The following is a 26214-nucleotide window of genomic DNA, read 5'->3' as shown; positions in this document are numbered from 1 at the left end:
GGTCAGGGAACGTATCCTATTTTATTATGATTTATTGGGAAGCCCCGATGATCCAGCTTGTTTGGATGATATTCAAAGTCAGAGTACACTAATAACACAATAAATAGACAAAAAATGCAGGTATCATGAAGAAACTGAAGGCCTGGCTGAAAGAGCATCAAATATCTGAAGTTGAGTGCGTCATTCCAGACCTCACAGGCGTGGCTCGAGGCAAGATTATGCCTTCAAGTAAGTTCTGTCATGAAAAGGGCATTCGTCTGCCAGAGACGGTTCTGATTGCTACTGTTACAGGTGATTCACTTCCTGATAAAACCTACGACAGCCTCATAAATCCGGCAGAAATTGATATGATTCTCAAACCGGATGAAAACGCTGTTTATCTTGTCCCATGGGCCACTGAACCCACAGCCCAGATCATACATGACTGTTACGACAAACAAGGCAATGCTGTCAGTGTAGCCCCCAGAACACTGTTGAAAAATATACTTAAGCTATATGATGACAAAGGATGGCGTCCGGTTATTGCTCCCGAACTGGAGTTTTACCTTACCAAGCGATGCACTGACCCAGACCTCCCTCTGGAACCCCCTGTTGGGCGTTCCGGCCGGCAGGAATATGGAAGACAGTCGTATAGTATTGATGCCACCAATGAATATGACCCACTTTTTGAAGATATCTACGATTACTGTGAAGCCCAGGAACTGGATATTGATACCCTGATTCATGAAGAGGGGGTGGCCCAGATGGAAATCAATTTCCGTCATGGTGACCCCCTCTCTCTGGCTGATCAGGTATTCACCTTCAAGCGCTGTGTCCGGGAGGCTGCTCTCAAGCATAAGATATCCGCAACCTTCATGGCTAAGCCGGTAGAAAATGAACCGGGCAGCTCCATGCACATTCACCAGAGCATCATTGATTGTAAAAGCGGCAACAATATCTTCAGCGATGGGGACGGTTCATTTTCCGAACGCTTTCTGCACTATATTGGCGGCTTACAAAAATATATCCCTATGGCGGTTCCTTTGTTTGCCCCGAACGTCAATTCCTATCGACGCTTTCTCCCCGGGGAATCAGCACCTGTCAATGTCTCTTGGGGTGTAGATAATAGAACGGTGGCATTGCGAGTCCCGGAATCTCCCCCAGCGGCCAGGCGAGTAGAAAACCGGCTGGCTGGCGCTGATGCCAACCCCTACCTGGCATTTGCTGCCACCTTGCTTTGTGGGTATATGGGTATTCAGGAAAAGCTGGCTCCCGAAGAACCGGTAACAGGGAGTGCCTATGGACTCAGAAATCAAAGTATTCCCATCAACCTGGAATCCGCGCTGGATATGATGGAAGAGTGTAAAGAGCTAACGGCAATGCTTGGTGAATCTTTTGTCAACACCTATGTTGCCGTTAAACGGGTAGAATATGAAAACTTTAAACGTGTCATAAGTTCGTGGGAAAGGGAGTACCTGTTACTTTCTGTATAAGCACCTATGCATACAATAGTCACACTCAGAATGAATTAAACCAAAACCCGTTTGAAAACCGGAGGTTCCTGACTTGTTCACTAGGGGCTGTTGACTGGCTAAAAAAGCTGTCCTGTGTCAAATAACCCGGTAATAAGTTTTGCTATAAAATCGGCGGCTTAAAATAAGTTTTCCCTGAAAACAAGAGAATAAGGAACCTGTAAAATGACTTTCAGCCTGTTTCAGCGCTTCAGGAAGTTATGCCTCACTACAGCAGTTATCTCATCATTAATGATCACGGCAGCCCACGCACAGAAAAAAGAACTCTATATATATAACTGGTCTGATTTTATTGCTGAAGACACTATTGCCAACTTTGAAAAAAGAACAGGTGTAGAGGTTATCTATGATGTGTTTGATAGCCTTGAAACTCTGGAGGCCAAGCTGCTTTCCGGGAAAACAGGTTATGATCTGGTTTTTCCCACTGCCAGCAATATGGCAAGGCAGATTGTAGCCGGAGCTTATCAACCACTGGACAGAAACAAACTTTCTAACTGGGAAAACCTGGATAGAGAGTTAATGGCTAAAGTGGAAATGTTTGATCCAGGTAACCAATATGCTGTTCCATATATGTGGGGAACAACAGGTATTGGGTATAACCCGGATCTGGTAAAAAAATACTTAGGAACAGATGCTCCCACTGACAGCTGGGATCTTGTCTTTAATGAAGAGAACATCAAAAAACTGAGCCGCTGTGGTGTCGCCTTTCTCGATGCTTACGATGAAGTCATACCAGCGGCACTGGTTCACGAGGGACTGGATCCTAATTCAAGAAACCGTGATGATTATAAAAAAGCTGAACAACTGCTGATGAAAGTCAGGCCTTATATTACCTATTTTCATTCATCAAAATTTATTTCAGACCTGGCCAATGGCGATATCTGTGTTGCTGTGGGATGGTCGGGAGATATCTTTCAGGCTGCCGACCGGGCAAGAGAGGCAAAAAATAGCATTCATATAGAATATTCCATACCTAAGGAAGGCAGTGGTATGTACTTTGACATGGTTGCCATGCCCAGAGATGCTCAAAATATTGGCGAAGCCTATCAATTTCTGAATTACTTACTGGAACCTGAAGTCATGGCCAATATTCAGAATTATGTTTCCTACGCCAGTGCAAATAAAGCGGCAATTCCCTTTCTGGATGATCACATAAAAAACAACCCTGCCATTTACCCTGACCTGAAAACAAAGAAAAACCTATTTACCTTTGACGTATTTGATATCAAGGATGACAAACCCAGAATAAGACTATTTACAAAAATAAAAAGTGGTATTTAGAGAAACAGAAAGGATTAATGAGGACTGTAACTTTATACTTTTCTCATTAACCATTTCACGGGTGAAAGCTGTAAGCTATCAAATCGATTTCAAGGCAACTGAAGCTGGCGTGTATTCCAACCCCTGGGCATCAGCTACCGGTTTGTGAGTGACCTTACCACCACAGATATTCACTCCTTCCCGTAGCTGTGGATTTTCAGTCAGTGATCTCTTGCTACCTTTATTGGCCAGCTCAAGAATATAAGGCAAGGTTGCATTATTCAGGGCTATCGTTGAGGTTCTGGCAACAGCACCTGGCATATTGGCTACACAATAGTGAACAACATCATCAACCACAAATGTGGGATTATCATGGGTCGTGGCTTTAGAGGTAGCAACGCAGCCCCCCTGATCAATGGCCACATCAACAATCACAGCACCCGCTTTCATAGCTCCAACCAACTCATAACTCACTAGTTTGGGAGCTGCGGCCCCCGGTAATAATACCCCACCAATCACCAAATCAGCATTTATGACAAAGTCTTCAATGGCTTGAGAACTAGAATACAAGGTACAAATACGATTGCCATATTGCTGGTCAAGGCGTCGTAATTGATCAACAGAGGTATCAAGAACCGATACCTGAGCCCCCATTCCTACCGCAACAGTAATGGCATTCTGTCCTACAACCCCTCCACCAATAATAACCACCCTGGCAGGTTCAACCCCTGGTACACCACCAAGTAACACCCCCCTACCCTGCATTGATTTTTCCAGGCAACGGGCTCCTGCCTGAATAGACATCCGACCAGCCACTTCAGACATAGGTGCCAACAAAGGTAGCTTACCATGGTGGTCAACAACGGTTTCATAAGCAATACAACAGGCACCAGACTGAATTAAATCCGCTGTTTGGTCTGGATCAGGTGCCAGGTGCAAATAAGTGAATAAGGTCTGATGAGGTTGCAGCAGGATTCGCTCAGACGGCAGAGGTTCTTTAACCTTCACAATCAGTTCGCATTGCAGAAATATCTGTTCCGCAGTGTCCAGAATAACAGCACCCGCCTTCTGATAATCCTGATCACCAAACCCGGCACCATTCCCGGCAGTACTTTCAATAAAAATATCATGGCCATCCTGAACCAGCTCTTTCACCCCGGCAGGGGAAAGCCCAACACGATACTCATGATTTTTGATTTCTTTTGGGACGCCAATCTGCATGTACTCTCCCTTGTACATCATTTCAATAAGCGATATGAGAACTGCGTTCTAATAAATTACAACCTTTTGATGAAAATTTATACTTCACTTTCACAAAGGGTGGTTAAATTATTTACATTTTCTGACACCAAAATTTCACTTTGTATAAAAAATAAATACAATTTTTCCCCATAAAATTGACACAGTATTTACACTTACAGATTGGTGATATTTACGGACAAAAACCTGTCCTATGTCAAAAAAACTTAATATAACAGTGCTATCCTACGCCCGCCTGAACAGGGGACTGGAATCAATGGAGGTTACCGTGCCCAACCCACTTTTCATGCTCGAATACCTCGATAGGATAGGTGTCAACGTCAAACAGTTTGTTGATGAGCAATCAATAAAAAATGAGTACCTTAGAAGGATTTACCGACTGGATGCCCGCGATAAAATGATTGACAAAACGGGAAAGCCTGTGGGAAAGGCGACCAACCCAAGACACTTGCTGCACTAAACTGGCTGATAACACATTGAGCGATTTGATCCCCTCACCGATGGCTCCTTTCCAAATCACCCCAGGAAGTTTTCTATTGTCTGGAAAACCTCTAAAATAGCACGATGGATACCCTCTTCTGGCTTGCAGCAGGCAGTATTGCTGTCTTTTATTGGCTGGACACAGCCAAAGCCCGAGAAATAGCCATTAGCCATGGTCGCCGGGCATGTGCTGATATGCATGTTCAATTTCTTGATGGCTCAGTGGTTCGACACAAAACCTGTGTTTCAAGAAACCCTGAAGGGCAGGTTTCCCTGATGCGCTATTACCATTTTGAATTTACTGCAGATGGTCTAGAAAGGCGGCAAGGTCATATTCAGTTATGCGGCAACCAGCTTATATTACTGGAGATTGACTACCCTTTTCCGGAAGAGCAAGACACCCACTCCCTGATTCTATCAGTACCACATTCAGAGAATTTTGATGCCATACGCCCGAGAGCTGAAAAAAGGTCAGATTGTCTCCATTAACAATCAGTATTACATCGTTCGTCAGCTGGAAACCAAAAGTCCATCTGCACGGGGCGCCCAGACCCTGTACAAAATTCGTTTCAGTGCTGTACCCGGTGGCCAAAAGCTGGACCAGACCTTTACCGGAGATGATCAGCTAACCGGTGTTGATCTTCTGCGCCGTTCAGTCACTCTCCTTTATAGAGAAGGTGATGAGTGCACATTCATGGACTCGGAAGACTATAGCCAGTATCTGATCAATGCCAGCACCATTGAAGAACAGTTACTTTATATTGCTGATGGATTAGAGGGTATCACCGCCCTGCTGGTAGATGGCCAGCTGCTGGCCCTTGAGCTTCCTTCGTCTGTTTCCCTGGAAATCACCGAAACCAGCCCTGGCATCAAAGGAGCATCCGCAGCAGCAAGGACTAAGCCTGCCATGCTGTCTACAGGGCTTGAAGTTCAGGTGCCGGAATACCTGAGCACCGGTGAAATCATCAAAATCAATACTGAAACCGGTAAATTTATGTCCCGGGCTTAACCCAGCCAGCCGGGTTCTGTACCCGGCTGCTTAATTTATTGGAGCAGTGGCCGAATTAATTGATTAGTCCTTTTAAAACAATAGATTCAAGAATTCAGCTTAACCCAATAATAACGAACTGTTTTCAGGAGCCTTCGGGGTTAACTATTTTTTTATATCATTTTCGAATTAAGCAATTAGCCATATATATGCTTTAATTAAATCATAGGGATATTGTCAGCAAAAGGAGTTATGGACTGACACACAATTACTTCAGGGAAGAAAGCTGCAGAAACTATCAGGGATAGATACTATGAGCTTTGAGAAGTCAATTAGTTGTCGAATAATAAAGTTTTTCTCATTAAAGCATGTTTTCCTGCTGGGTTTTGCTTCAGTTTGTTATGCGGAATCCAGGCAACCCTTTCAAAATTTCCCAAAAGGCTTTAGCACCCCATTTTCCAAAGATGTTGCATTAGTTGATCGTTTTACCCAGAAAAAGTCACCCATCAAAGTTAGCAAAAATAAGCCAGAGATGGATCTAAGCTTCGGAAGACCTATTACCGAAGAAAAAGTAGGTGCATTTCTATATAAAGCCTTTGACAATCCAAAAAAGTTCGCACAGCAGGCTACCGCCACAACCATTTTCACCGGTTTAGATGCTATGGGCCTTTCAGAACCTGTGAAGAAAAGCGTGGATTACATCAAAGATAAAACACAGTTCAAATTCGGCTCCTGTGGCAAGGTGCAAATAAGCAGCCAAGTCAAAGCTGAAAGCTGTTTAAGTGAAGAGTCCAGTATTGAGCTTCAGTCAGATTATAATCTCAACTCTGTCACCCTTAACTTCAAATGGTCACTTTAAGTAATCCCCACCTTGAAATCAATAAAAGACTAATACGACAATACCAACTGCTATAAACCAATCGGATAACCCCATTGAATACTCGCAGGCAGTACGCATTATTTATTCAGCAGATCAACACACTTTCTCCCTGGAAACTTTGTGCAATAACCACTGCAATAGCCGAACAAAGCTGGCCTAATTTTGCTTTATTTGCTGAACTATCAGGTTTCGGTGAACCCGGTGAAGTAAGACATTGCCTCAATATGTTGTGGGATCATGTTGCCGGTCAGCAGTCAGCAAAAAACTTTGAGCGACTCATTGAGCGTATCGAAAATAGCACACCCGACCCAAAAAACTTTGACATGTATGGTGTCCAGCCTGCCCTCGATACCATGGTGGGTATAAACTGTGCACTACACTGTGCCATGGTACCTTCTGAAGAAGAAGCGGCCAGTGCCATGACACTCTCGCTGAATACCATTGGCAAGTTCATCAAATATTCTGAAGAGCCTGGCCTGAAAGGTACAGAGCTTAACCAATATATCGAACAGCACCCTCTCTACTTAACCCAGATGGATTTTATTGATGAGCTTATGGAAATACTCAAAACGCAAAAGCAACCAAGCAATAAAGCCATGAAAATGATCAAGCAGTTCGCTAAAAACGATGGCTGTAGCCAATTAGGGATTGGTGTTTAAAGGCAGAGCCCACAAGGTGTGGGCTCTATCGCATCAGAACTACTTAAGGTTACCTAAAATATCCTTCAGCAAGGCATAAATCTTGTTCTGAGAGTTGGACATAGCATCATAGTTCTGATTATAACGGGTCAGGGCACTTTGCAACTGTACCGTTTGTAACTGGTTGCTTCCCGTTAAATTATCCCGGGCGGCAATCAGTTGGCTCTTAAGGGCATTCCAGGTTTCATCAGACAAAGTGCCATCCAGATTAATGTTAGTAATCTTGAGCTTATCCCTGATGAATGTTTTTTGATCCTCAGTGAGGGTACCTGAAGCGATTCCATAGAAGGGAACATTGGTTCCTGCCTGAACCAGGTTATGCAAGCCACTATTCTCAACCAGAATATCCCCATCCGGATGATCACTATCTAAAGTTATTCCATTTAAATTAGGGCCACTGGCAACGGGAGTAGTATTCAAGCCTGTTACAGACAGTCCTTGATTACCACGGGTAAGGACCATTGAAGTCAAAACATTGCTATCACCTGCCTGAAACGTGATTTTAGTCCCATCGTCCAAAACAAGCGTAGTGTTACCAATCACTATGCCATTCCCGGGTCCACTACCTGCCTGGGCTGGGAACAGCGCACCTGCCGAATAGGTCACCGAGTTATTACTGGCGTCTGTAATGACAATATTTCCATTTGGCTTTATGGCAATCCCATAGCCATTATCCAATGTGATGGTCTTGTCTGTTCCTGAGAAATCCGCTTGCCATGTCGTTGATGAAGTAGTGCTGGTACCGAAAATAACGGTATTTGCTTCAGCTATCAATTTGTTGATTTCATCCAAATACTTGTTAGAGAGATCAACCTGCTCCACCAGATCCCTAACCTCTTTATCTAGCATCCGTCCCCTCTGCAGATAGGCATCAGATGCATAATCTGTCAGATTTTTCGCAGGATCCAACGCTGGATCAAATGACGTTGCTGCCGCAGGTACAGCATCGGTTTTTGAACTCATAACGGTAGGCTCCCTATCAGGTTAAACAAATTCTCTCTAAAATATTCGGGTACAGCGCTTTGTCGCTGTTTTCTTATTCCGGGTTCTTTTAGTTTCCAGTAATTTACCGGACAACTTGATTTCCTTACTCATTTGAGACCTGGCAAGGGCTAACTCATTGCGAAACTCGGCTTCCCAAATTTCGAGTGCTTGCCTAACTCCTTCAGAGGAAGGATAGTTATCCAATAATGTATCCAGATCCTCAGGGCTAACCCCTGCCTTTGCAATAAAATCTGCCTGAGCTCTCATGGACTCATAAGCAGCACTGATCATTGCTTCCGCTTCCTTCCTAACCAACTCACTGGATTTTTTTAATTTCTTCAAATCCACCAGCATGACCTTTTGAGCCATATAACACACTCCTGAAATAATAATCTCTCTCCGATTCCATCATGGTCATCGGCAAGCCCCCCCCCTTTTTTATAAAAAATGCGGTATATTTCCGGACAGCGGGGGGGCAATAGCGCCATACAGGTTCTCAATCCCATTAAAAGGAAAAAACATGGATATTGACACGCTGGAGATGCTGCTACTTCAATGCCTGGTTTCAGGCCTGGTGCTATTTATGGGGTTTATCGTCTATGATCTCGCCAAAAAGTCAAAAGCAGGAAAGTGGGGAACTTTAGTACTTTTTGGCGCGTTATTTTTAGGCGTTTTGGGATTTATCATTAAAACGGTTATCTATGAAATGCTGCTATAACCACACTTGGTGTATTTTCACCTTGCCAGGCTCCTGTTTTATTGAAAGAATCCAGCGTTTCCTTGTAGTTTCCAGTTATTGATATGCGACCCTCGTTTCCTCAGCGGCATAAAAAAACGCCTAAGCCGATACTGATAGCTTTTAATAAACCCTATGATGTCCTCACTCAGTTTACTGACGCCGACAACCGCAGGACATTGAAAGACTTTATCTCCATAAGGGATGTTTATCCTGCTGGACGGTTGGACCGGGACAGCGAAGGGCTTGTTCTGCTAACGAATAGCGGAAAACTGCAACATCAAATTACCTCACCAAAACACAAAATGGCGAAAACCTACTGGGTTCAGGTAGAAGGTATTCCTGATGATCAGGCGCTGGATGTACTCCGCAATGGGATTGAGCTAAAAGATGGCAAAACCCTCCCTGCCAAAGTCAAGCGGATCTCCCCCCCAACTCTATGGCCAAGAAACCCTCCGGTTCGGGAGCGAAAAACCGTACCCGATAGCTGGCTTGAACTCACCATAAAAGAAGGCAAAAATCGCCAGGTTCGGCGGATGACAGCTGCTGTGGGCTACCCAACCCTGCGGCTTATTCGGATACAAATTGGCCCCTGGCGTCTGGAAGGCATTCAACAAGGGGAGTGGGTAACTCTCACCTAGAGAAAATCATCAGGAAATTCACCTGAAATTTTATTACGGATTTCTTCGGATTTCGCTTTACCTTTAGCCTCTTGAACAATAATCCGGAGGCTCTCTGTAGCATTTACTTGAGTCGCTTTAATATAGCCATGGGCAGCATCAAAATCTCCCCTGGCAAGGGCGTTAACGATCATATCATGGTATGGGTTCTGTTCCTCATCATCCAGAGCACGAGAACTCACTGGCCGCTGCTCCATGATTTCCAACCTTCCGGAGTCACCATCAAAAAGCAGCTCAAACCGATCCAGGGCTTCCGCAAATCTCAAATCCTGACCATCCGAGTCTGAACTTTCCGGGTTAATCAGCAAGCTCTCCTTTTCTTTTTCCCTGTGTTTTAAAAACGGTTCGAGTAACTGCCTCATTTCCAGGCCTAAAGATCCGGTTACTGGAATTTCATCCAGCTGATTTAACTTTATAAACAATAACTTAAAACTCTCCTGATCATCTCTTTTTAAAAATTCGTTCAACAACTTGAAAGAACACTCGCGCCACTTGTCTTTAGATGCAAATAAAAGCCTGCAACTCCATTTCAAGCGTTCCTTAAAGCCCATTTTCTTAATGGTTCGACTGGCAAGGGGGGCAGGCTCCACGTCCTCCCCTGTACTTAAACCCGGTGTTGAATCAGCCTTAACCACTGCCAGATTTCTATTCTGATGCTGAACATAGAACTGGCTTTGCTCAGTAGGGGGTTTACCCCCTAATAACCAACGTATTGACTCTATCCTGACTCCCATACCAAAATCCTTTTAATTGGCCCCAGTTATGTTTCGGTGAAAGCACTGTGCTATTTATTACTGCACTCTATCCTTTAAGGATAAAACCACCTCTCCTTCTTGCACAACCACTGTCACTAAACGCTCTCCCACTGTCTTCCCAAGACTTTGAAGTTCATCTATATCAAGAATTGAAAATGCACCTATTTCCCGAACCAGTGCTTTCTTTAAATTATCCACAATGAGCGCTTCAAAAATAGCCACATCAAAATCAACATGAGCCTCTGTTAACTCTATATCCTTAAAGTAAAAAGCATGCTCCTCCCGATTGTAGGCAAGATCAGCCAAACCCGTAATGGTTATGGGTAAACGAGCAGTGACCGAGTTTCCTAAAACATCAGCATCCATATATCCTTTAAATTTGAATGCCAAAGGTTCCCTCTCACGTTGAATCGTGACTTCCGGAGTCTCTAAATACAGTTGAACACCAACAGCTGGCATCAGAGTCAGATGACGGATCTGAGGGGATAAAAAACTTTCGTTAATCATCCCCTGCAGCTGCTGCTGTGACAGGGTTTCTGTATTTTTAGGCGTGCACCCCTGAAGCAGCAACCCCAGGGCTGTAATGGCAATTAAACTAACGTTTAGCCGAGAGTAGACTTTTAGCTTTTTCCAAAGCCCTGCCACGGTTTGAGGCCAGTGCATCGGCCCAGCGGGTTGTTTCGGGAAGCCGGTATCGAGTGAGGCAGGCCTGAACATAATATTTAGCCGTCTCCAAAGAAATTTTATGGCCAATACTAACATATAACGGTTTAACACCATCTCTGGAACGAAGCACAGTTCCTATGACTTTTTCTTTGTGTATCAAAGGGGTATGAGCACCTTTCCAGGAAGGGAGTTCACCATGATTTCCACATAACCGTTTCTTGGCTACCCCAATACACGGTAATCCAGTGACTAACCCCAAATGGCAAGCCACACCCAACCCTCTCGGATGGGCCTGGCCATGACCATCACAAAACACCAGATCCGGCGTTAATGTCAGCCGCCTTAATGCCTCTAAAATACCCGGGCACTCTCTGAAAGAAAGTATTCCCGGGATATAAGGCATAACCGTGGACAAACGGGCTATCCGGTATTCCCGGAGCACCAGGTCAGGAAAGCTCAGCACCGCCACTGCCGCCCTGGTAATACTTCCTCCCGCCTCAAAGCCAACGTCCACACCGGCCACATAGTCAACTTTGGCAAAACCATCTTGAGTATCAACCTGCAATGCCAATTGCTTTTGCAAAGCAATGGCTTCGGAAGGTTTCATATTCCAGTTATGATTAACAGGCGCCATAACATCAGCCAAAACGACTTCTCTCAAGAGGCAATCTGATTTCAACTTGAAGCCCAGGCGAGGCATTTTTTGCCCTGATAGTGCCCTTATGAAAAGAGACCGTACCATGCGCAATAGCCATGCCTAGCCCTGTACCATTGTTCTCCCTGCCCCGGGTTTCATCAACCCTGAAGAAGGGGTCAAACAATGAATCTAGTGTATCCTCAGGAACACCCGGGCCGTAATCCCTCACCCGGATAACAGCTTCCCGTTCCACCTGCTCAAGGCTGACTTCAATACTCGACTCTTCCGGGGTAAACCGGATAGCATTTCGAATAATGTTTTCAATAGCACTGGAAACAAAGTCTCGTACTGCCATGATGTTAATTTCAGTGCTTTTGGTCAGGATCACCGCCTTATTTCTAGCCTGGGCTTCAAAATCTCCGTCATCCACCAACTGTTTCACCAGCTGCTGAAGATCCACCCCTTCCCATGCCTGCTCTGAAACCCCATGCTGAATTCTGGAAAAACGTATAATCTGACCTATCAGTTGATCCAGTCTTTCTATTTCACGCTCAATACGGTCATGCTCCGCTGTAGCCTCCGGACTCTTCCTTCTGGCAAGGGCCAAAGAAAGCTGCAGGCGGGTTAAAGGAGAGCGTAATTCATGGGAAACATCCCTCAATAGCTGTTGTTTAGTATTAAGCAAAAACTCCAGTTTTGCAGCCATCACATCAAAGTCATGCCCCAACTCCCCCAGTTCATCTTTTCTTTGAATCACTTTTGTGCCCACACGGGCTGCCATATCACCTTTCGCCAGCTTACGGGAAATTCCCTGCAAATGCCTGATCGGTCCAACCAGATACCGGGCCAATATGACGCATAATAAAAAGCTGACGCCTAAAGCAATAATGACAAGGTGCCACTGCCTGGCCATAACCTGCTTAACCCGCCAATGAACCAGACGGGGCATTTCCTTTGTCAGATACAGTTCATAGGGTTGGCCATTAAGTATGACTTTGCGAGGCCCTACAACTACCACACCTCGCCTGAATATAATGCTTGGCTCTGACGTCACCCTGGTTTTTTTATACGCTGACTGCAGCTCTTCAGACAGATCCGAGCCTCCAAGAATATTACCCTCCATATCGAATAAAAAGTAACTGCTTCCTGGAAACCGGGGCCTGGGAAAACGCACTGACCATTGAGCCAAATGCTCCATCTTGGTGGAGGCTATTTCCAACTCACGAAACAAGGCTCTTCTTTCCGAAAGAAAATCAGAGGGGTCCACCGTTATAGCAAAGGCGATAAACAGCGTTACCATCATGGCTATCATGGTTAGCCAAAACCATAGAAATATCTTCCAGAACAGGCTTCTCCAGGGCCAAACCACTAGCCTGGGAAACTTATACGTCATTGGTTCACCTCAGGGCCGAATATAAAAATAACCGGCACCCCGAACTGTTTTAATTCGCGGCTGACCATCTTGTCGTGTTCCAATCTTTTTTCGTACATTGCTGACATGCATGTCAATGGCACGATCATAGGGAGTTAGCCGACGATTTAAGGCTACTTGCGTCAAGTCATCCCTGGAAATCAGTTCGCCAGCCTTCTCTATCAGGGATTTTAAAACCTGGAATTCTGTGGCAGTCAACTCAAGAGGAGCTCCATCAATAGTCGCTTCCCTATTTGATAAATTCAGGCTGAGATCATCCATCTGCAAAAATTTAGCGGCACCCTCAGCCTGAACGGGACGCCCTCTTCGGAGAATAGCTTTAATTCGGGCGACCAGTTCCCTATGGTTATAGGGCTTTGGCAAATAATCGTCTGCTCCAAATTCCAAGCCAATAACCCGATCCACATCATCTCCCCGGGCTGTCAACATCAACACCGGAATATCAGACTCTTGACGTATTTTCTTCAATACATCAAATCCATTGAGTTTTGGAAGGGTGACATCAAGCAAGACCAGTTTGTACTTTCCTGATAAAGCGGCCTTTACACCTGACTCACCATCATTCACAGCACAGACATCAAACCCTTCTGTACCAAGATACTCTATCAACAGCTCACAAAGCTCAATATCATCATCCACTAATAGCAGCTTGACGCTCTCATTCATCATTGGGTCACCTGATTACTGAAAATACTGCTATACGAGTCTCTTTTACCTCTACTCGCATAGCCAGAAGCTTTTTCTCATTCAAGCTATATTTTTTCAAGATATTATTTCGCTCTTTTTCAGCTTCCGCCAAAATGACAGCACGCCTTTTAACGCTTCACTGCACCAGTTCGGATAGTTCATAACCTGCCCCGAACCTTGCGGAAGCCTATCTATAAAATACCCGACCTAAACAATCTGGGACTTATTTTATGCCTTTACGGTTCAACAAGGTGACCATAGCAGGTAAAAAGACTGTAAAACTGTGTCACTCTGTAACCAGCGCATGATTTCAATGACTTTTCCAGTAAAAGCTTTGTAAAATAGCATCCAAATTCGGTTTCCCCCATAGGAATACCTTGATCAAGCCTCTAAAATCCCATTTAACTCTCGGTATGCGGCTAGGGGCTGTTGACGTTTGCTCGTGTGCTCAGCCAAAACCAGCGGTTTCGTGGCTAGACGCAGTAGCGCAGGAAGACTCACGTCTTTCAAGCTACTGCAACGACGGCACGGAATCGCTGGTTTTAGCCCTTCGGGTGGCTCGTAAAGCGGCTTTCCGACTGCGTTGGACTGGCTTGACGTAGAATAACTATGCCTGCACCAGTCCTCCCGGTGTGCCCCATTGGGTATTGCGGAAAACCGCTTTACGAGCCACTGAGCTCACGATCAAACGTCAACAGCCCCTAACAGTCGAACAAAAACAACACCTGCATGAGCCCAAAGTCACACTACTCATTGCCAGGTTACTTCTACCGAGCTTTTTTACCTTGAATTGTGGGATTCTGCTAACCGGAGATATCGATGAACTCGATAATCACTCGTTCAAAACCAGGCAAGTGGCTGATGGCTGGAGCTTTTGCAGCATCCATCCTGATGCTTACCGGCTGTGGCCAGGAACAACAACAGCGTAAAATGCCTCCCCCAGGCGTATCAGTTATTGAAGTACCCGAGCAAGCAGTGGGTTCTTACCAGGAGTTTGTTGCCCGAACTGAAGCGGTGAATCAGGTTCATCTCCGCGCCCGGGTTGAAGGCTATGTCAACAAAAGAAATTTTGTTGAAGGAGAGCATGTTAAAAAAAATCAGCTACTGTTCGAACTGGATCGTAAACCTTATCTGGCAGCCCTGAAAAAAGCAGAAGCCGACCTGGCAAGCAGCAAGGCAGAGCTGGTTAAAGCCAGTAAAGATCTACAGCGCAGTAAAGATCTGTTCAAGAAAGGGCATATCAGCCAGGCAGACCTGGATACCCAAACCAGTAATAAAGACAAAGCGACAGCCGCCGTTCAGGCAGCTTATGCCACTATTGATACAGCCAAGCTCAACCTTGACTATACCCGTATTACCGCACCTTTCAGCGGTAAAGTAGGTAAGGAGCGCTATAGCGTAGGCAGCCTTGTTGGGCCAACAAGCGAACCCTTGGCCACCCTCACCAGTGTTGATCCAATCTATGTCAACTTTCAGGTTAATGAGAAAGAGTTGCTGAATCATATCCAAAAAGCCAAACAGGGTAATGGTGACAAGTACAATCTTGGCTTACGGCTACCTAATGGTTCTGACTATGATCAGCCAGGTGACTTCAATTTCTCTGACACTGCCATTGATGAAACAACCGGTACCCTGACGCTTAGGGCAGAGTTCCCTAACCCTGATGGTATTATTTATCCTGGCCTGTATGTCACGCTCATTGCCGAAAGCACTGACAAGCAGCAACAGCCGGTCATACCGCAAGCCGCCATTCAGGAAAACCAGACAGGACGCTTTGTTCTGGTGATTAATAACGAGAATAAAGCTGAAACACGTCAGGTTGAAATGGGAAGACGTATCGGTCCTATGTGGGCAGTAAAGAGTGGCCTAAAATCCGGTGAAAAAATTGTTGTTGAAGGGCTCCAGAAAGTGCATGTGGGTGCTCCAGTGAACCCCAGCATAGTCACTGTTGACCCTGAAACAGGTGCCATTCAGCGTTCTCCTCAATCACAGGGAGAGTAAGATGTTCAGCCAGTTTTTCATCAACAGGCCCAAGTTTGCCTTTGTCATTTCCATTGTTATTACCATGGTGGGTCTGATTTCCCTGCAGACCCTGCCAGTGGCAATGTATCCGGAAATCACACCACCACAAATAACTATTTATGCCAACTATCCCGGTGCCGATGCTGAAACGGTGGAAAAGGCGGTAATCCGCCCAATAGAAGAACAGGTTAACGGCGTTGAGGATATGATCTATATCGATTCCAGCGCCGGTAACGATGGCAGTGCCAGCATTACAGTAACATTCAAGTCAGGTATCAATGATGACATGGCTCTGGTAAACGTCCAGAACCGTGTATCAGTGGCAGACCCCATGTTACCTGAAGATGTCAGGCGCTTGGGTGTTACGGTCAACAAGCAGTCATCCAACATGTTGATGGGGGTCAACCTGGTCTCAATGGATCCGGCGATGGATGGCGTTTTCCTTAGCAACTATGCCTCTAACTATCTACAGGAACCTCTTGCCAGGATCAATGGTGTAGCCAAAGCCCAGGTTATGGGTGCACAAACCTACAGTATGCGAATCTGGTTAAACCCCGAGCGCATGACTGCCCTGGATATAACCACCAGTGATATTGCCAATGCACTTCAGGAGCAGAACGTTATCGTTGCTGCGGGTAAACTAGGTCAGGGACCTTCTTTACCCAACCAGCAGTTTGAATACACTATTAAAACCCAGGGACGTCTAAGTGATCCCGATGAGTTTGGCCGGATAATCATTCGTGCGAAACCAGATGGTTCTACCGTACGTATCAGGGATATTGCCCGGGTTGAGATGGGTTCTGAATCCTATAGTGGAATAGCAAAACTCGACAATAGTCCAACGGCATTTCTTGTTGTTTACCAGCAACCTGATGCCAATGCCATGGATGTGGCAGCGGATGTAAAAGCAGAAATGGACAAATTATCTGTTAACTTCCCGGAAGGCATGTCCTACGATGTTCCTTTTGACACCACCAAGTTCATCGATGAATCCATCAAGGAAGTAGTATCCACTCTATTCCAGGCTGTTTTGCTGGTTATTCTGGTGGTATTCCTGTTCCTGCAAAACTGGCGGGCAACACTGATTCCCTCCATCGCCATTCCGGTATCCCTGATTGGTACCTTTGCCGTAATGAATGGGCTGGGTTATTCGATCAATACCATCACCCTGTTTGGCTTGGTGCTTGCTATCGGCGTTGTGGTGGACGATGCCATTGTGGTTATCGAAAACGTCGAGCGTCTTATAAGTAAAGAAAAAATGCTGCCCAAAGAAGCGACAATGCGAGCCATGAAAGAGGTCTCCGGACCGATTGTAGCCACCACTCTGGTGCTGCTGGCAGTATTTGTCCCCGTTGGTTTTATGCCAGGCATCACCGGTGGTTTGTATTCCCAGTTTGCTCTCACCATTTCGGTGGCTGTTTTCATATCGTCCATCAATGCCTTAACCTTAAGTCCGGCACTCTGTGCCACTCTGCTCAAGCCGGGCAAAATGGGCCATATCAAATGGCTGCACCCGGTTGATACCGCCATTAAAAAAATGACGGGGGGCTATACCAACTGGGTAACTCTCCTGCTTCGTCGTTCAGTGATTGCTATCATTCTGTTCGGTGTCATGATCGCAGCGACCGGCTGGATGTTTAGCAGTACCCCTTCCGGCTTCGTCCCCGATGAAGATCAGGGCTTCTTTGTAGTTGATATTCAACTACCTGACGCGGCGTCTTTGAACAGAACCGATGCGGTTCTGGAAAAAGTGGTCAATACCATTAAAAAAGAAGACGGCGTTAAGAATGTGGTATCCATCTCCGGGTTTAGTTTTTTCAGTGGCAACAACTCCAACGGTGGTATGGCTATTGTAGTCCTGGAGGACTGGGCAGACCGGCCTGACAGAAAACAGCATCAAAGGGCTGTCATGAATAAAGTACAGGGCAAGCTCTGGTCTCTTCAGGATGCCCAGGTTATGGCCTTCGCGTTCCCGCCCATTCCCGGGTTAGGTTCATCCGGAGGCTTTGACTTCAAGCTTCAGGACACCATGAGCCGGTCTCCACAGGAGCTGGGGCAAGTACTTGGCGGCCTGGTTTTTGAAGCGAATCAACGCCCTGAGCTATCCCGGGTGTTCAGTTCCTGGCGAGCAAATGTACCTCAATACTTCCTGGAAGTTGACCGTAACAAGGCAAAAACCCTGGGTATTCCACTTTCAGAAATCTTTATGACGCTGCAAACCCAGCTGGGGTCTTTGTATGTCAATGATTTCAACAAGTTTGGCCGCACCTATCAGGTCAAGCTGATGGCTGAAAGCGAATACCGGGCTGCTCCGTCAGATTTAAGCCGCTTCTATGTCCGCAACCTGGATAATGAAATGGTACCTCTGACTACAGTGGCCTCACTTAAGCCTATTCTGGGACCCAACAGCATTGGTCATTACAACCTTTATCGCTCTGCCAATATCAGCGGTCAGGCTGCCGATGGCTATAGTTCAGGGGATGCCCTGAAAGTGATGGAGGAACTGGCCAGTAAACTGCCTGAGGGCTATACCTTCTCCTGGTCTGGACAATCCCTCCAGGAAATTGAAGCCGGCAACCTCGCCCCCCTCTTATTTGGCCTGGCCTTTATCTTTGTCTATCTCTTCCTGGTAGCCCAGTATGAAAGCTGGACCATGCCGCTGGCTATCATTGCTGCGGTTCCTATAGCCTCCTTTGGGGCTCTCACGGGACTGAACTTGATGAGAAACCTTATTCCATCAATAGCCAATGATATCTACGCTCAGATAGGGATGGTGCTGCTCATTGGTATTGCTGCCAAAACAGCAATACTGATCGTGGAATTCGCAATGGTTCAGCGAACCCAGGGCAAAAGCATCTTTCAGGCGGCCCATGATGCAGCCGGGCTTCGTTTCCGGGCAGTACTAATGACCGCCCTGTCTTTTGTACTGGGTGTATTACCTCTGGTATTTGCCAGCGGTGCCGGTTCTGCCAGTCGACGGGTTATTGGTACCACCGTTATGTCCGGCATGATTGCAGCAACCATTTTTGGTACTTTGCTGGTTCCCGTTTTCTACTATCTCCTGCAGAGAATGCGAGAACATTTCGCGCCTGAAAAAGCAAGCAGCTAATGTAACCAAATAGTTACTACTATCAAGCCCCGGAACCCCCGGGGCTTTTTTTTGTCTATTATTTGTTATCCCCCTTAACCGGCAGGCACGCTATGTTGACCCGCTATTTTCTGCACCATCCACGGCTTAGCCAGATTATTGCGCTGGTTATTGTCATCTGTGGCCTGCTGTGCCTGCCATTGCTACCCACCCTTGAATACCCTCAGGTGACTCCCCCGCAGATCGAAGTCAGGGCCACTTACATTGGTGCCACTGCCGATCAGGTGGAAAGAGCCGTAGCAACCCCCATAGAGCAGGAGGTCAATGGCATAGAAAACCTGCTTTACCTGTCATCACAAAGCGCCAGCGATGGTTCCATGACCCTGACGGCAACGTTTAAACCTCATACCAATACAGATATAGCAGCACTGACTGTGCAAAACCGGGTAGAAAGGGCAAAACCCTGGCTACCACAGGAAGTCCTTGACTATGGAGTGACCACTCAAAAAAGTTACAGCACCCAGTTGATGTTTATTAACCTCTATTCATCAAATCCGGAACATAACAGTACCTGGTTAAGCAACTATGCCAGCCTGTATTTAAAAAACGCACTGGCACGACTACCCGGGGTTGGAAATGTTGATATTCTTGGCAAACAGGATTACAGCCTGAGAATCTGGATGGATTCAGCCCGGATGACCAGTCTGGGACTGACACCAGCGGATATTGAAGCGGCGGTAAGGGATCAAAACCGGGAGATTATTGCAGGCAAGGTAGGCCAGTCACCCGGCAAAAATAACCAGCAGCTGGAGTATGCCCTGGAAGTAAATGGTCTGCTGGGCCAGCCCGAAGAATTCGAAAATATCATCCTGAGAAAGTCCAGTAACGATAAAGTACTCAAACTGGGCGACGTTGCCCGTATAGAGCAGGGAGCCGACAACTATAATATTATTAATCGCCTGGATGATCACAGCGCCATTCACCTGGCCATTTACCAGGAGCCTGATGCCAATGGGCTGAACGTTTCAAAGGCTATAAAGGCTGAAATGGAAAGATTATCCGGGCGTTTTCCTGGTGGGGTGCACTACATGATCCCCCATGACATCAGCACTTTTGTGAAGGAAACCATCAAAGAACTTCAAGTGGCCCTGTTTTTAACCATCCTTCTGGTCAGCCTGGTCATTTACCTGTTTCTGACGGATTGGCGAGCCACACTGATTCCCATTGTCACCATCCCCGTGTCGCTCATTGGAAGCTTTGCCATTTTATATAGTCTGGGTTATTCCCTGAATACCGTCACTTTATTTGGGCTGGTTCTGGCAGTGGGTATCGTCGTCGACGATGCGATTATCGTCGTAGAAAATGTACAAAGGCAAATTCATGATAACCACCTGAAACCCTATGATGCGGTGATGGCCACCATGAAAGAAGTCACGGCACCGGTGATTGCCACAACGCTCGTACTTATCGCCGTGTTTCTTCCCATTGGCTTTATCCCGGGAACGTCAGGACAGTTTTACAAAGAGTTTGGTATTGCCACTTCCAGCGCTGTTTTAATTTCATCCCTGTGTGCACTGACACTCAGCCCTGTCATGAGCGCTTCTTTGTTAGGCAAGCCAAACCAGCCCAATCGTCTCCAGCAAGGATTAAATAATATACTCGCCAGTATTTCCTCGGTTTATCTATCCTGGACAGCCTTCCTGTTAAAAAAATTATGGCTTGCCCTATCCCTGCTGGTTATCGCTTCCGCTCTGACTCTATGGCTTTTTAAAACACTCCCTAAAGGCTTCATTCCTAACGATGATCGCGGTTTCTTTTTCGTTGCCATTCAGTTACCTGATAGCCATGCTCTCAATCGCACCGACCAGGTCGCCAAAAAAATCAACCAGCTACTAATGAGTGAGCCTGAGATAGAACACACTATCACGGTAACAGGCTTAAATCTGTTAACGTTTACCGCTTCACCCAGTGCGGCGCTAATGGTCGCCATGCTTAAACCCTGGGAACAAAGAAAAAGCAGGCAATCCTCCGTGGATGCCATCATGGGGCGTATTCAGAAAAAACTGTACGAACTGGAAGAGGCAATGGCCCTGGCAATTATTCCCTCTGCGATTCCCGCCATTAGCTCCCTGGGCGGTTTTGACTATAAACTTCAGGATCAAAATAACCATACCACCACTGAACTGTCAGAATTACTCACCTCTGTTCTGAATGAAGCACAACAGCAGCCAGAAATCCTTTATGCATTCAGTAGCTATAGAGCCAATGAACCCCGAATTCTTCTTGAGGTCGACCGAAAAAAACTGAGAAACCAGGGAATTTCCCTGGCTTCTGTCCATGATGCACTGCACAGCCACCTGGGTTCAAAATATATCGATAAATACCACAAATATGGCCGGATTTATCAGATAAAAATCCAGTCAGACAGCTCTTACCGGGCCAGCCCGGATGATATTGAAGCAATCCATGTAAAAAATGACCAGGGAAAGATGGTGCCATTAACAACGCTGGTAACAACCCGGCCAATCCAGAGTCCCTCTACCATTGAGCACTATAACCTTTTTCGCACCGCCTCCATCTCGGGTCAGCCCACACTAGGATACAGTACCGAAGAAGCCATGAGGGCAATGGAACGTATCTCCAGTAACCTGCCAGACGGGTACGACTTCGACTGGTCAGGACTCTCTCTCCAGCAGCGGGAATCAGGCAAACTAACGGCTGCCGTTTTAGTCCTCGCTATCCTGTTTGCCTACCTGTTTCTGGTGGCCCAACTGGAAAGCTGGATTCTTCCCCTGGCCGTTATCGTATCCATTCCCCTGTCACTGGCAGGTGCCCTGACAGGCCTCTACATGTCAGGCCTGGACAATAATATTTATGCCCAGCTTGGCCTTATTCTCCTGGTTGGGCTGGCCGCAAAAAACGCCATTCTGATTGTTGAGTTTGCCAGGCATCGTGAACTTGAAGGAAGCACCACAGAGCAGGCGGCTCTCACCGCCGCAAAACTAAGATTCCGGGCAGTGATGATGACGGGACTGTCGTTTATTCTGGGAGTTATGCCTTTATTAATCAGCAGTGGCGCTGGTGCAACCGGGCGTGCCTCCCTTGGCACGCCCGTATTTTGGGGGATGATTTCTGTGGCTATTTTATCAACGCTGCTAACCCCGGCCTTCTATCTCTGTGTTAGAAAAATTCGCTATCCATTAACTAGGAAGTGAGTCGCGATACTGGCGGCATAACCTAACGCAATAGCCCAGCTCCAGCGCAGGTGTGTCAGGAAGGTATAACGGCCCTTTGACGATCCCATCAAGGCAACCCCGGCAGCAGAACCCACGGATAACAGACTCCCGCCCACCCCGGCAGTGAGGGTAATCAATAACCACTGAAAGACATCCATATCAGGACTCATACCCAAAATAGCAAACATCACTGGAATATTATCAACCACGGCAGAAATCATACCTGCCAGGATATTGGTCCAGGTATGGCCCAGGTCGGTATACATAACCTGCGAGGCCACCTCCAAAAAGCCGAGATAACGCAATCCTCCCACAGAAAATATAACACCGAAGAAAAATAACAGGGTGTCCCACTCCGCATGGGCAACGCGCTTATAGACATCGATATCCTCGCCATGAAGCGAACTTAAACGACGACTGCTGGTCAGTCCCCCCACCTTCAAATACCAGGTATAGAACATGAGCAAGGATAGCCCGGTCATCATGCCCATAAACGGTGGCAAACCAAAGAAGTTTTCAAAGGAAACCGCCAGGGCAATGGTCATCAGAAACAGAAGGCAAATACCGAGCCCTCCCTTGCGAATGTCCGAATTCTCGTCCTGTGCCGCTGGCAGGCCTTCTTCTATAAAAAAGTTCATAATCAGGGCAGGTACAAGGAAGTTGACAACCGAAGGTAAAAAGAGTGAAAAGAATTTAAAAAACTCTACCTTGCCTGCTTGCCAAACCATCAGGGTAGTAATATCGCCAAAAGGACTGAATGCTCCCCCGGCATTGGCAGCCACAACAACATTGACCATGGCCAGGGTAACAAAAGTTGGCCGGCAAGCACCTACAGACATAATAACAGCCCCCATTAACAGGGCCGTTGTTAGATTGTCTGCTATCGGGGAAATAAAAAAGGCCAGAATTCCAGTGACCCAGAACAGCTTTTTAAAATTGTATCCTCGCCTTATTAGCCAACTCCGTAGAGCTGCAAAAACCTGCCGCTCTTCCATGGCGTTAATATAAGTCATCGCCACCAGCAAGAAGAGAAACATGGCCGCATACTCTTCAAGATCATGCATCACGGCAGCAGAAAGATCTTGATGGGAAACCCCCTGACTGGTAGCAAGCCAGGCAATCAGTCCCCAGATAATACCCGCAGCCAGCATCACCGGCTTGGATTTGCGCAAATGCAGTTGTTCCTCTGCCATAACAGCACAATAGGCCAACACAAATACCACGATACAGACCCATGCAATGGGACTGGTGGTAGCCCTTAGGATATTGTCACCGGCAAATGCCATTGATGGCAAACCTGACGCCGCAGCTGACGCAATAAGCTTATTAGTTGATAACATAAAAGTCCTGTTTTGCCGAAGATAGCTAGGGGCTGTTGACGTTTGATCGTGAGCTCAGAGGCTCGTAAAGCGGTTTTCCGCAATACCCAATGGGGCACACCGGGAGGACTGGTGCAGGCATAGTTGTTCTACGTCAAGCCAGTCCAACGCAGTCGGAAAGCCGCTTTACGAACCACCCGAAGGGGCCAAAACCAGCGATTCAATGCCGTCGTTGCAGTAGCTTGAAAGACGCGAGTACGCGTGACCTTTAGGTTATTCCTGCGCTACTGCGTCTAGCCACGAAACCGCTGGTTTTGGCTGAGCACACGAGCAAACGTCAACAGCCCCTAAACTTCAAGCAACCTTATATAGGCAATGAGCCCCCCCTTGAACAGCTGTAGTATGTCAAAGCCTTTCAGGCGATCCAAGGTTCATCCAATAAGGATCTAAAAATAGATGGCTTATAATTTTTTTTTCTGAAATAGACTCTTTCGCACCCTCGTCATAGCACCATTTACATATAAACTTTCATCATAGTCTTCAAACATTGTTTTATTTCATAGCGATTAAGGCGAGGTTTTGTTATGTCTATTGCCCAGAAACTACAGATGTTTCTGAATGAGAACCATGTGGATTACGAAGTGGTTAGCCACCCTTATTCGGAAAGGGCGCTAAACACAGCCCATTCAGCCTGTATTCCCGTAAAAAACATGACCAAGGCCGTTGTCCTCAATGATGACAATGGCTATGTCATGGCTATAGTGCCATCAATGAATAAACTGATGCTGCGATGGATCAATACCCGTATTGACCGTCAATTAAGGCTGGTCTCAGAACAGGAACTACAACAGCTATTCCCGGACTGTGAGCAGGGTGCAGTGCCTGCCATTGGCACCGCCTATGGTATGTCCACCTGTTGGGATGACGAACTTAATTCAGTTCAGGATCTTTATATTGAAGGAGGCAATCACCGGGAACTGATCCACCTTGCCAGAGAACAGTTCAAAAAACTGCTGCTGGGTCAGCCTCACGCAGCCATCAGTTGTGATCCGGAAGAAACCAAGGCGTATCTAACATAGTCTGGAGAATGGTTAATGGTATAGCTTGTGGTGAAATTGAGACAGCTCACCCCGGTTATCTGGGATCACAAGATACGTTTTTTGTTGGTACACTCAAGGGCCATAGGACGTGTTTATCAGCAAACCTTTGTGGGCACATACAGCAAGGTAGCTCATTGCAAGCTATACACAAAGATGCCAATTACCGCAGCTGATTTGCTGAATGACCGGGTGCTGCCCTTTTTTGCAGCGCAGGAGGTTCCGCTGTTAAGAGTGCTAACTGACAGGGGTACAGAATACTGTGGCAAGTTAGATAGTCACGACTATGAGCTTTACCTGGCAGACTGCGATATAGAACATACGAAAACTAAGGCGAGGCACTTACAGGCTAACGGTATCTGTGAACGCTTCCACAAAACCATTCTTAATGAATTTTATCAGATCACCTTCAGAAAGAAGGTTTACACTGACTTAACGGAACTTCAGAAGGATTTGGATGTCTGGATAGATGAGTACAACAACAGACGAACCCACCTGAGTAAAATGTGTTATGGCCGAACACTTATACAGACTTTGGAAGAAGGTAAAATGATCTGTAAGGAAAAACAGATAGCCTGAATCTAACCTAAGAATACAAACGACTAAAGTCGTGCAAATATTAGGTCGGATTGTGACTACTACAACTTAACTATCAAGAAACGAGGCCTGCACAAGCAGACCTCATTAAAGTTATTGCCCTATAATGGTTTCTGCCAGTTCTCCAATTGTCATTAACAATCTACTTCTTTCATTTTCATCATGCTCCTTATGAGCTTCTTCTACCTTCTCAGCTAATAGCATATGCTCTTCATTCTCTGCATCAAATTCAGGCAAATCAAGGTGTTTAAATATATTACTAACCTGGATGCTTATAGTGTGACTCTCAATGAATTCACATACTAAAGGTGCTGCCAATAGGCCACACAAATAGTGAGCTTGAGCCTTGTCGCTACAATCCACAAAATAAATTTTATGATCTGGAATAAATGGAACTTCCCCTTTTAAAGGAGTATCTTTTTGACCAACAACAGCTGCTGCAAACTTACCACTCTGTTCAGCCCAGATAACTTTGTAAGGCGAAAATGTGTAGTCACCTACATTGTAAATCATATAAAAATCATATTTTTTCAATCTGGCCTTATATGTTGATCTGTCTGCAAGTAAATCTTTATAAGAACGGAAATACCTATATGTTTTTGGTAATTTGTTCTCCACATGATCTGCTGCTGCCAGCAAAAATTTCTTTGTTATACCTTGGTTAGGCACAAGTACATAAAGTTCATTTTTGGGCTTAAAATAGCATTTTGAAAAATCACTAGCTCCTTTAACCAAAGGAAAAAGTAAGTCTGGTTCTATCCAGAATTTCTTTTGAGGCCCAATGTCCTTCTTACCTGCTTCAGGCCGAGTTCTTACAAGAACTAAATTTTTATTTTCATTGCACTCAAGAACCTCAACCATGTAGATCCCATTAAGATCAGCAGTAACTCCCTTCCTACCCTGAACCCACTTTGAACATCCACGGATCAAGCTAGTCTGCTTAAATTTATGCGGCAACATAATAGCCCAAGGTGAACAAAAGTCATCAACAGGGTTTGCTTCCTTCTTTATAATATCAATAGAAGAAAAAACTGTTTCTTTCGAAAGGGATTCTGGTATTACCTTTTTGAAGCCTTTCTTATTTTTCCAAATATTATACAACACAGGATAAACAGCATCTTTATCAATGCTTTTTGAAATAGATCTTTCCTGAATTTGTATCATAAATGCATAACCTCTGTAACCAGAGGGTTGTTACAGA

Annotated in this window: 24 protein-coding genes and 1 pseudogene; 14 read left to right on the top strand and 11 right to left on the bottom strand. The window is 45.9% G+C overall.

What is annotated here, in order from left to right:
- Positions 1 to 125: 125 nt before the first annotated feature.
- Positions 126 to 1472 (top strand): glutamine synthetase family protein, encoded by a 1347-nt coding sequence (locus MJ595_RS10900; RefSeq protein ID WP_263322321.1) that lies wholly within the window; start codon positions 126 to 128, stop codon positions 1470 to 1472.
- Positions 1473 to 1676: 204 nt separating this feature from the next.
- On the top strand, positions 1677 to 2792 hold the full coding sequence (locus tag MJ595_RS10895) for an extracellular solute-binding protein (RefSeq protein ID WP_263322320.1): 1116 nt from the start codon (positions 1677 to 1679) through the stop codon (positions 2790 to 2792).
- Between the two features lie 78 nt (positions 2793 to 2870).
- Here MJ595_RS10895 and ald read toward each other — a convergent pair whose 3' ends face one another.
- Positions 2871 to 3992, bottom strand: coding sequence for an alanine dehydrogenase (gene ald / locus MJ595_RS10890; RefSeq protein ID WP_263322319.1), 1122 nt, complete (start codon positions 3990 to 3992; stop codon positions 2871 to 2873).
- 232 nt (positions 3993 to 4224) lie between these two features.
- Between ald and MJ595_RS10885 the strand changes: the two genes are divergently transcribed.
- From MJ595_RS10885 to MJ595_RS10865, 5 genes are all read left to right on the top strand, one after another.
- The gene (locus tag MJ595_RS10885; RefSeq protein ID WP_263322318.1) at positions 4225 to 4491 is read left to right on the top strand and encodes a hypothetical protein; all 267 of its coding nucleotides are present in this window, start codon (positions 4225 to 4227) and stop codon (positions 4489 to 4491) included.
- Positions 4492 to 4595: 104 nt separating this feature from the next.
- Positions 4596 to 5000 carry a DUF3301 domain-containing protein gene (locus MJ595_RS10880; RefSeq protein WP_263322317.1) on the top strand — a complete coding sequence of 135 codons (405 nt, stop codon included), beginning with the start codon at positions 4596 to 4598 and terminating at the stop codon, positions 4998 to 5000.
- Entirely contained in the window at positions 4954 to 5520 is a 567-nt protein-coding gene (gene yeiP, locus MJ595_RS10875; protein WP_263322316.1) for an elongation factor P-like protein YeiP, read from the top strand. The genes MJ595_RS10880 and yeiP overlap by 47 nt, the downstream gene beginning before the upstream one ends.
- A gap of 292 nt (positions 5521 to 5812) precedes the next feature.
- On the top strand, positions 5813 to 6358 hold the full coding sequence (locus tag MJ595_RS10870) for a hypothetical protein (protein ID WP_263322315.1): 546 nt from the start codon (positions 5813 to 5815) through the stop codon (positions 6356 to 6358).
- 74 nt (positions 6359 to 6432) lie between these two features.
- Entirely contained in the window at positions 6433 to 7038 is a 606-nt protein-coding gene (locus tag MJ595_RS10865) for a YjaG family protein (protein ID WP_263322314.1), read from the top strand.
- A 39-nt stretch (positions 7039 to 7077) separates the two neighbouring features.
- On the opposite strand, the gene MJ595_RS10860 is transcribed toward MJ595_RS10865, so the two are convergent.
- Together MJ595_RS10860 and MJ595_RS10855 are read right to left on the bottom strand one after the other, a co-directional pair.
- Complete coding sequence (locus MJ595_RS10860; protein ID WP_263322313.1) at positions 7078 to 8040, bottom strand: DUF1521 domain-containing protein; 963 nt, start codon at positions 8038 to 8040, stop codon at positions 7078 to 7080.
- A 36-nt stretch (positions 8041 to 8076) separates the two neighbouring features.
- Positions 8077 to 8430 (bottom strand): hypothetical protein, encoded by a 354-nt coding sequence (locus MJ595_RS10855; RefSeq protein ID WP_263322311.1) that lies wholly within the window; start codon positions 8428 to 8430, stop codon positions 8077 to 8079.
- A 151-nt stretch (positions 8431 to 8581) separates the two neighbouring features.
- On the opposite strand from MJ595_RS10855, the gene MJ595_RS10850 reads away from it, so the two are divergent.
- The gene (locus tag MJ595_RS10850; protein ID WP_263322310.1) at positions 8582 to 8779 is read left to right on the top strand and encodes a DUF2788 domain-containing protein; all 198 of its coding nucleotides are present in this window, start codon (positions 8582 to 8584) and stop codon (positions 8777 to 8779) included.
- Positions 8780 to 8862: 83 nt separating this feature from the next.
- The gene (locus MJ595_RS10845; protein WP_263322309.1) at positions 8863 to 9438 is read left to right on the top strand and encodes a pseudouridine synthase; all 576 of its coding nucleotides are present in this window, start codon (positions 8863 to 8865) and stop codon (positions 9436 to 9438) included.
- Here the strand turns inward: MJ595_RS10845 and MJ595_RS10840 are convergent.
- From MJ595_RS10840 to MJ595_RS10815, 6 genes are read right to left on the bottom strand one after another with little or no spacing between them, the layout of a single operon-like run.
- Positions 9435 to 10211, bottom strand: coding sequence for a hypothetical protein (locus MJ595_RS10840; RefSeq protein ID WP_263322308.1), 777 nt, complete (start codon positions 10209 to 10211; stop codon positions 9435 to 9437). The two genes, MJ595_RS10845 and MJ595_RS10840, sit on opposite strands and share 4 nt — an antisense overlap.
- A gap of 57 nt (positions 10212 to 10268) precedes the next feature.
- Positions 10269 to 10895, bottom strand: a complete 627-nt coding sequence (locus MJ595_RS10835) for a DUF1439 domain-containing protein (RefSeq protein WP_263322307.1) — start codon at positions 10893 to 10895, stop codon at positions 10269 to 10271.
- Entirely contained in the window at positions 10828 to 11532 is a 705-nt protein-coding gene (nfi, locus tag MJ595_RS10830; protein WP_263322495.1) for a deoxyribonuclease V, read from the bottom strand. Before nfi ends, MJ595_RS10835 begins: the two co-directional genes overlap by 68 nt.
- A gap of 4 nt (positions 11533 to 11536) precedes the next feature.
- Complete coding sequence (locus MJ595_RS10825; protein ID WP_263322306.1) at positions 11537 to 12928, bottom strand: ATP-binding protein; 1392 nt, start codon at positions 12926 to 12928, stop codon at positions 11537 to 11539.
- 9 nt (positions 12929 to 12937) lie between these two features.
- Positions 12938 to 13633 carry a response regulator gene (locus MJ595_RS10820; RefSeq protein ID WP_263322494.1) on the bottom strand — a complete coding sequence of 232 codons (696 nt, stop codon included), beginning with the start codon at positions 13631 to 13633 and terminating at the stop codon, positions 12938 to 12940.
- A 7-nt stretch (positions 13634 to 13640) separates the two neighbouring features.
- Positions 13641 to 13766 (bottom strand): hypothetical protein, encoded by a 126-nt coding sequence (locus tag MJ595_RS10815; protein WP_263322305.1) that lies wholly within the window; start codon positions 13764 to 13766, stop codon positions 13641 to 13643.
- Positions 13767 to 14473: 707 nt separating this feature from the next.
- On the opposite strand from MJ595_RS10815, the gene MJ595_RS10810 reads away from it, so the two are divergent.
- The 3 genes from MJ595_RS10810 (at position 14474) to MJ595_RS10800 (ending at position 21979) form a co-directional block, all read left to right on the top strand.
- A complete protein-coding gene (locus MJ595_RS10810; RefSeq protein WP_263322304.1) occupies positions 14474 to 15655 on the top strand; it encodes an efflux RND transporter periplasmic adaptor subunit in 1182 nt (393 codons plus the stop codon).
- Position 15656: 1 nt separating this feature from the next.
- Positions 15657 to 18785, top strand: a complete 3129-nt coding sequence (locus MJ595_RS10805) for a multidrug efflux RND transporter permease subunit (protein ID WP_263322303.1) — start codon at positions 15657 to 15659, stop codon at positions 18783 to 18785.
- Positions 18786 to 18877: 92 nt separating this feature from the next.
- Positions 18878 to 21979: an efflux RND transporter permease subunit gene (locus MJ595_RS10800; protein ID WP_263322302.1), complete on the top strand. Its 3102-nt coding sequence runs from the start codon at positions 18878 to 18880 to the stop codon at positions 21977 to 21979.
- On the opposite strand, the gene nhaD is transcribed toward MJ595_RS10800, so the two are convergent.
- Complete coding sequence (gene nhaD, locus MJ595_RS10795) at positions 21958 to 23340, bottom strand: sodium:proton antiporter NhaD (protein WP_263322301.1); 1383 nt, start codon at positions 23338 to 23340, stop codon at positions 21958 to 21960. The genes MJ595_RS10800 and nhaD overlap by 22 nt on opposite strands.
- A 563-nt stretch (positions 23341 to 23903) precedes the next feature.
- On the opposite strand from nhaD, the gene MJ595_RS10790 reads away from it, so the two are divergent.
- Positions 23904 to 24398 carry a YbaK/EbsC family protein gene (locus tag MJ595_RS10790; RefSeq protein WP_263322300.1) on the top strand — a complete coding sequence of 165 codons (495 nt, stop codon included), beginning with the start codon at positions 23904 to 23906 and terminating at the stop codon, positions 24396 to 24398.
- A gap of 23 nt (positions 24399 to 24421) precedes the next feature.
- Positions 24422 to 24995: pseudogene (locus tag MJ595_RS10785) on the top strand (integrase core domain-containing protein); the annotation flags it as partial.
- A gap of 111 nt (positions 24996 to 25106) precedes the next feature.
- On the opposite strand, the gene MJ595_RS10780 reads toward MJ595_RS10785, so the two are convergent.
- Positions 25107 to 26177, bottom strand: a complete 1071-nt coding sequence (locus MJ595_RS10780) for a hypothetical protein (RefSeq protein ID WP_263322299.1) — start codon at positions 26175 to 26177, stop codon at positions 25107 to 25109.
- Positions 26178 to 26214: the final 37 nt, after the last annotated feature.

It is taken from the genome of Endozoicomonas sp. Mp262 (genome assembly GCF_025643335.1).
GTDB lineage: Bacteria > Pseudomonadota > Gammaproteobacteria > Pseudomonadales > Endozoicomonadaceae > Endonucleibacter.
The sequence above is the reverse complement of the archived record's forward strand: the minus strand, read 5'-3'. Positions and strand labels throughout refer to the sequence as shown.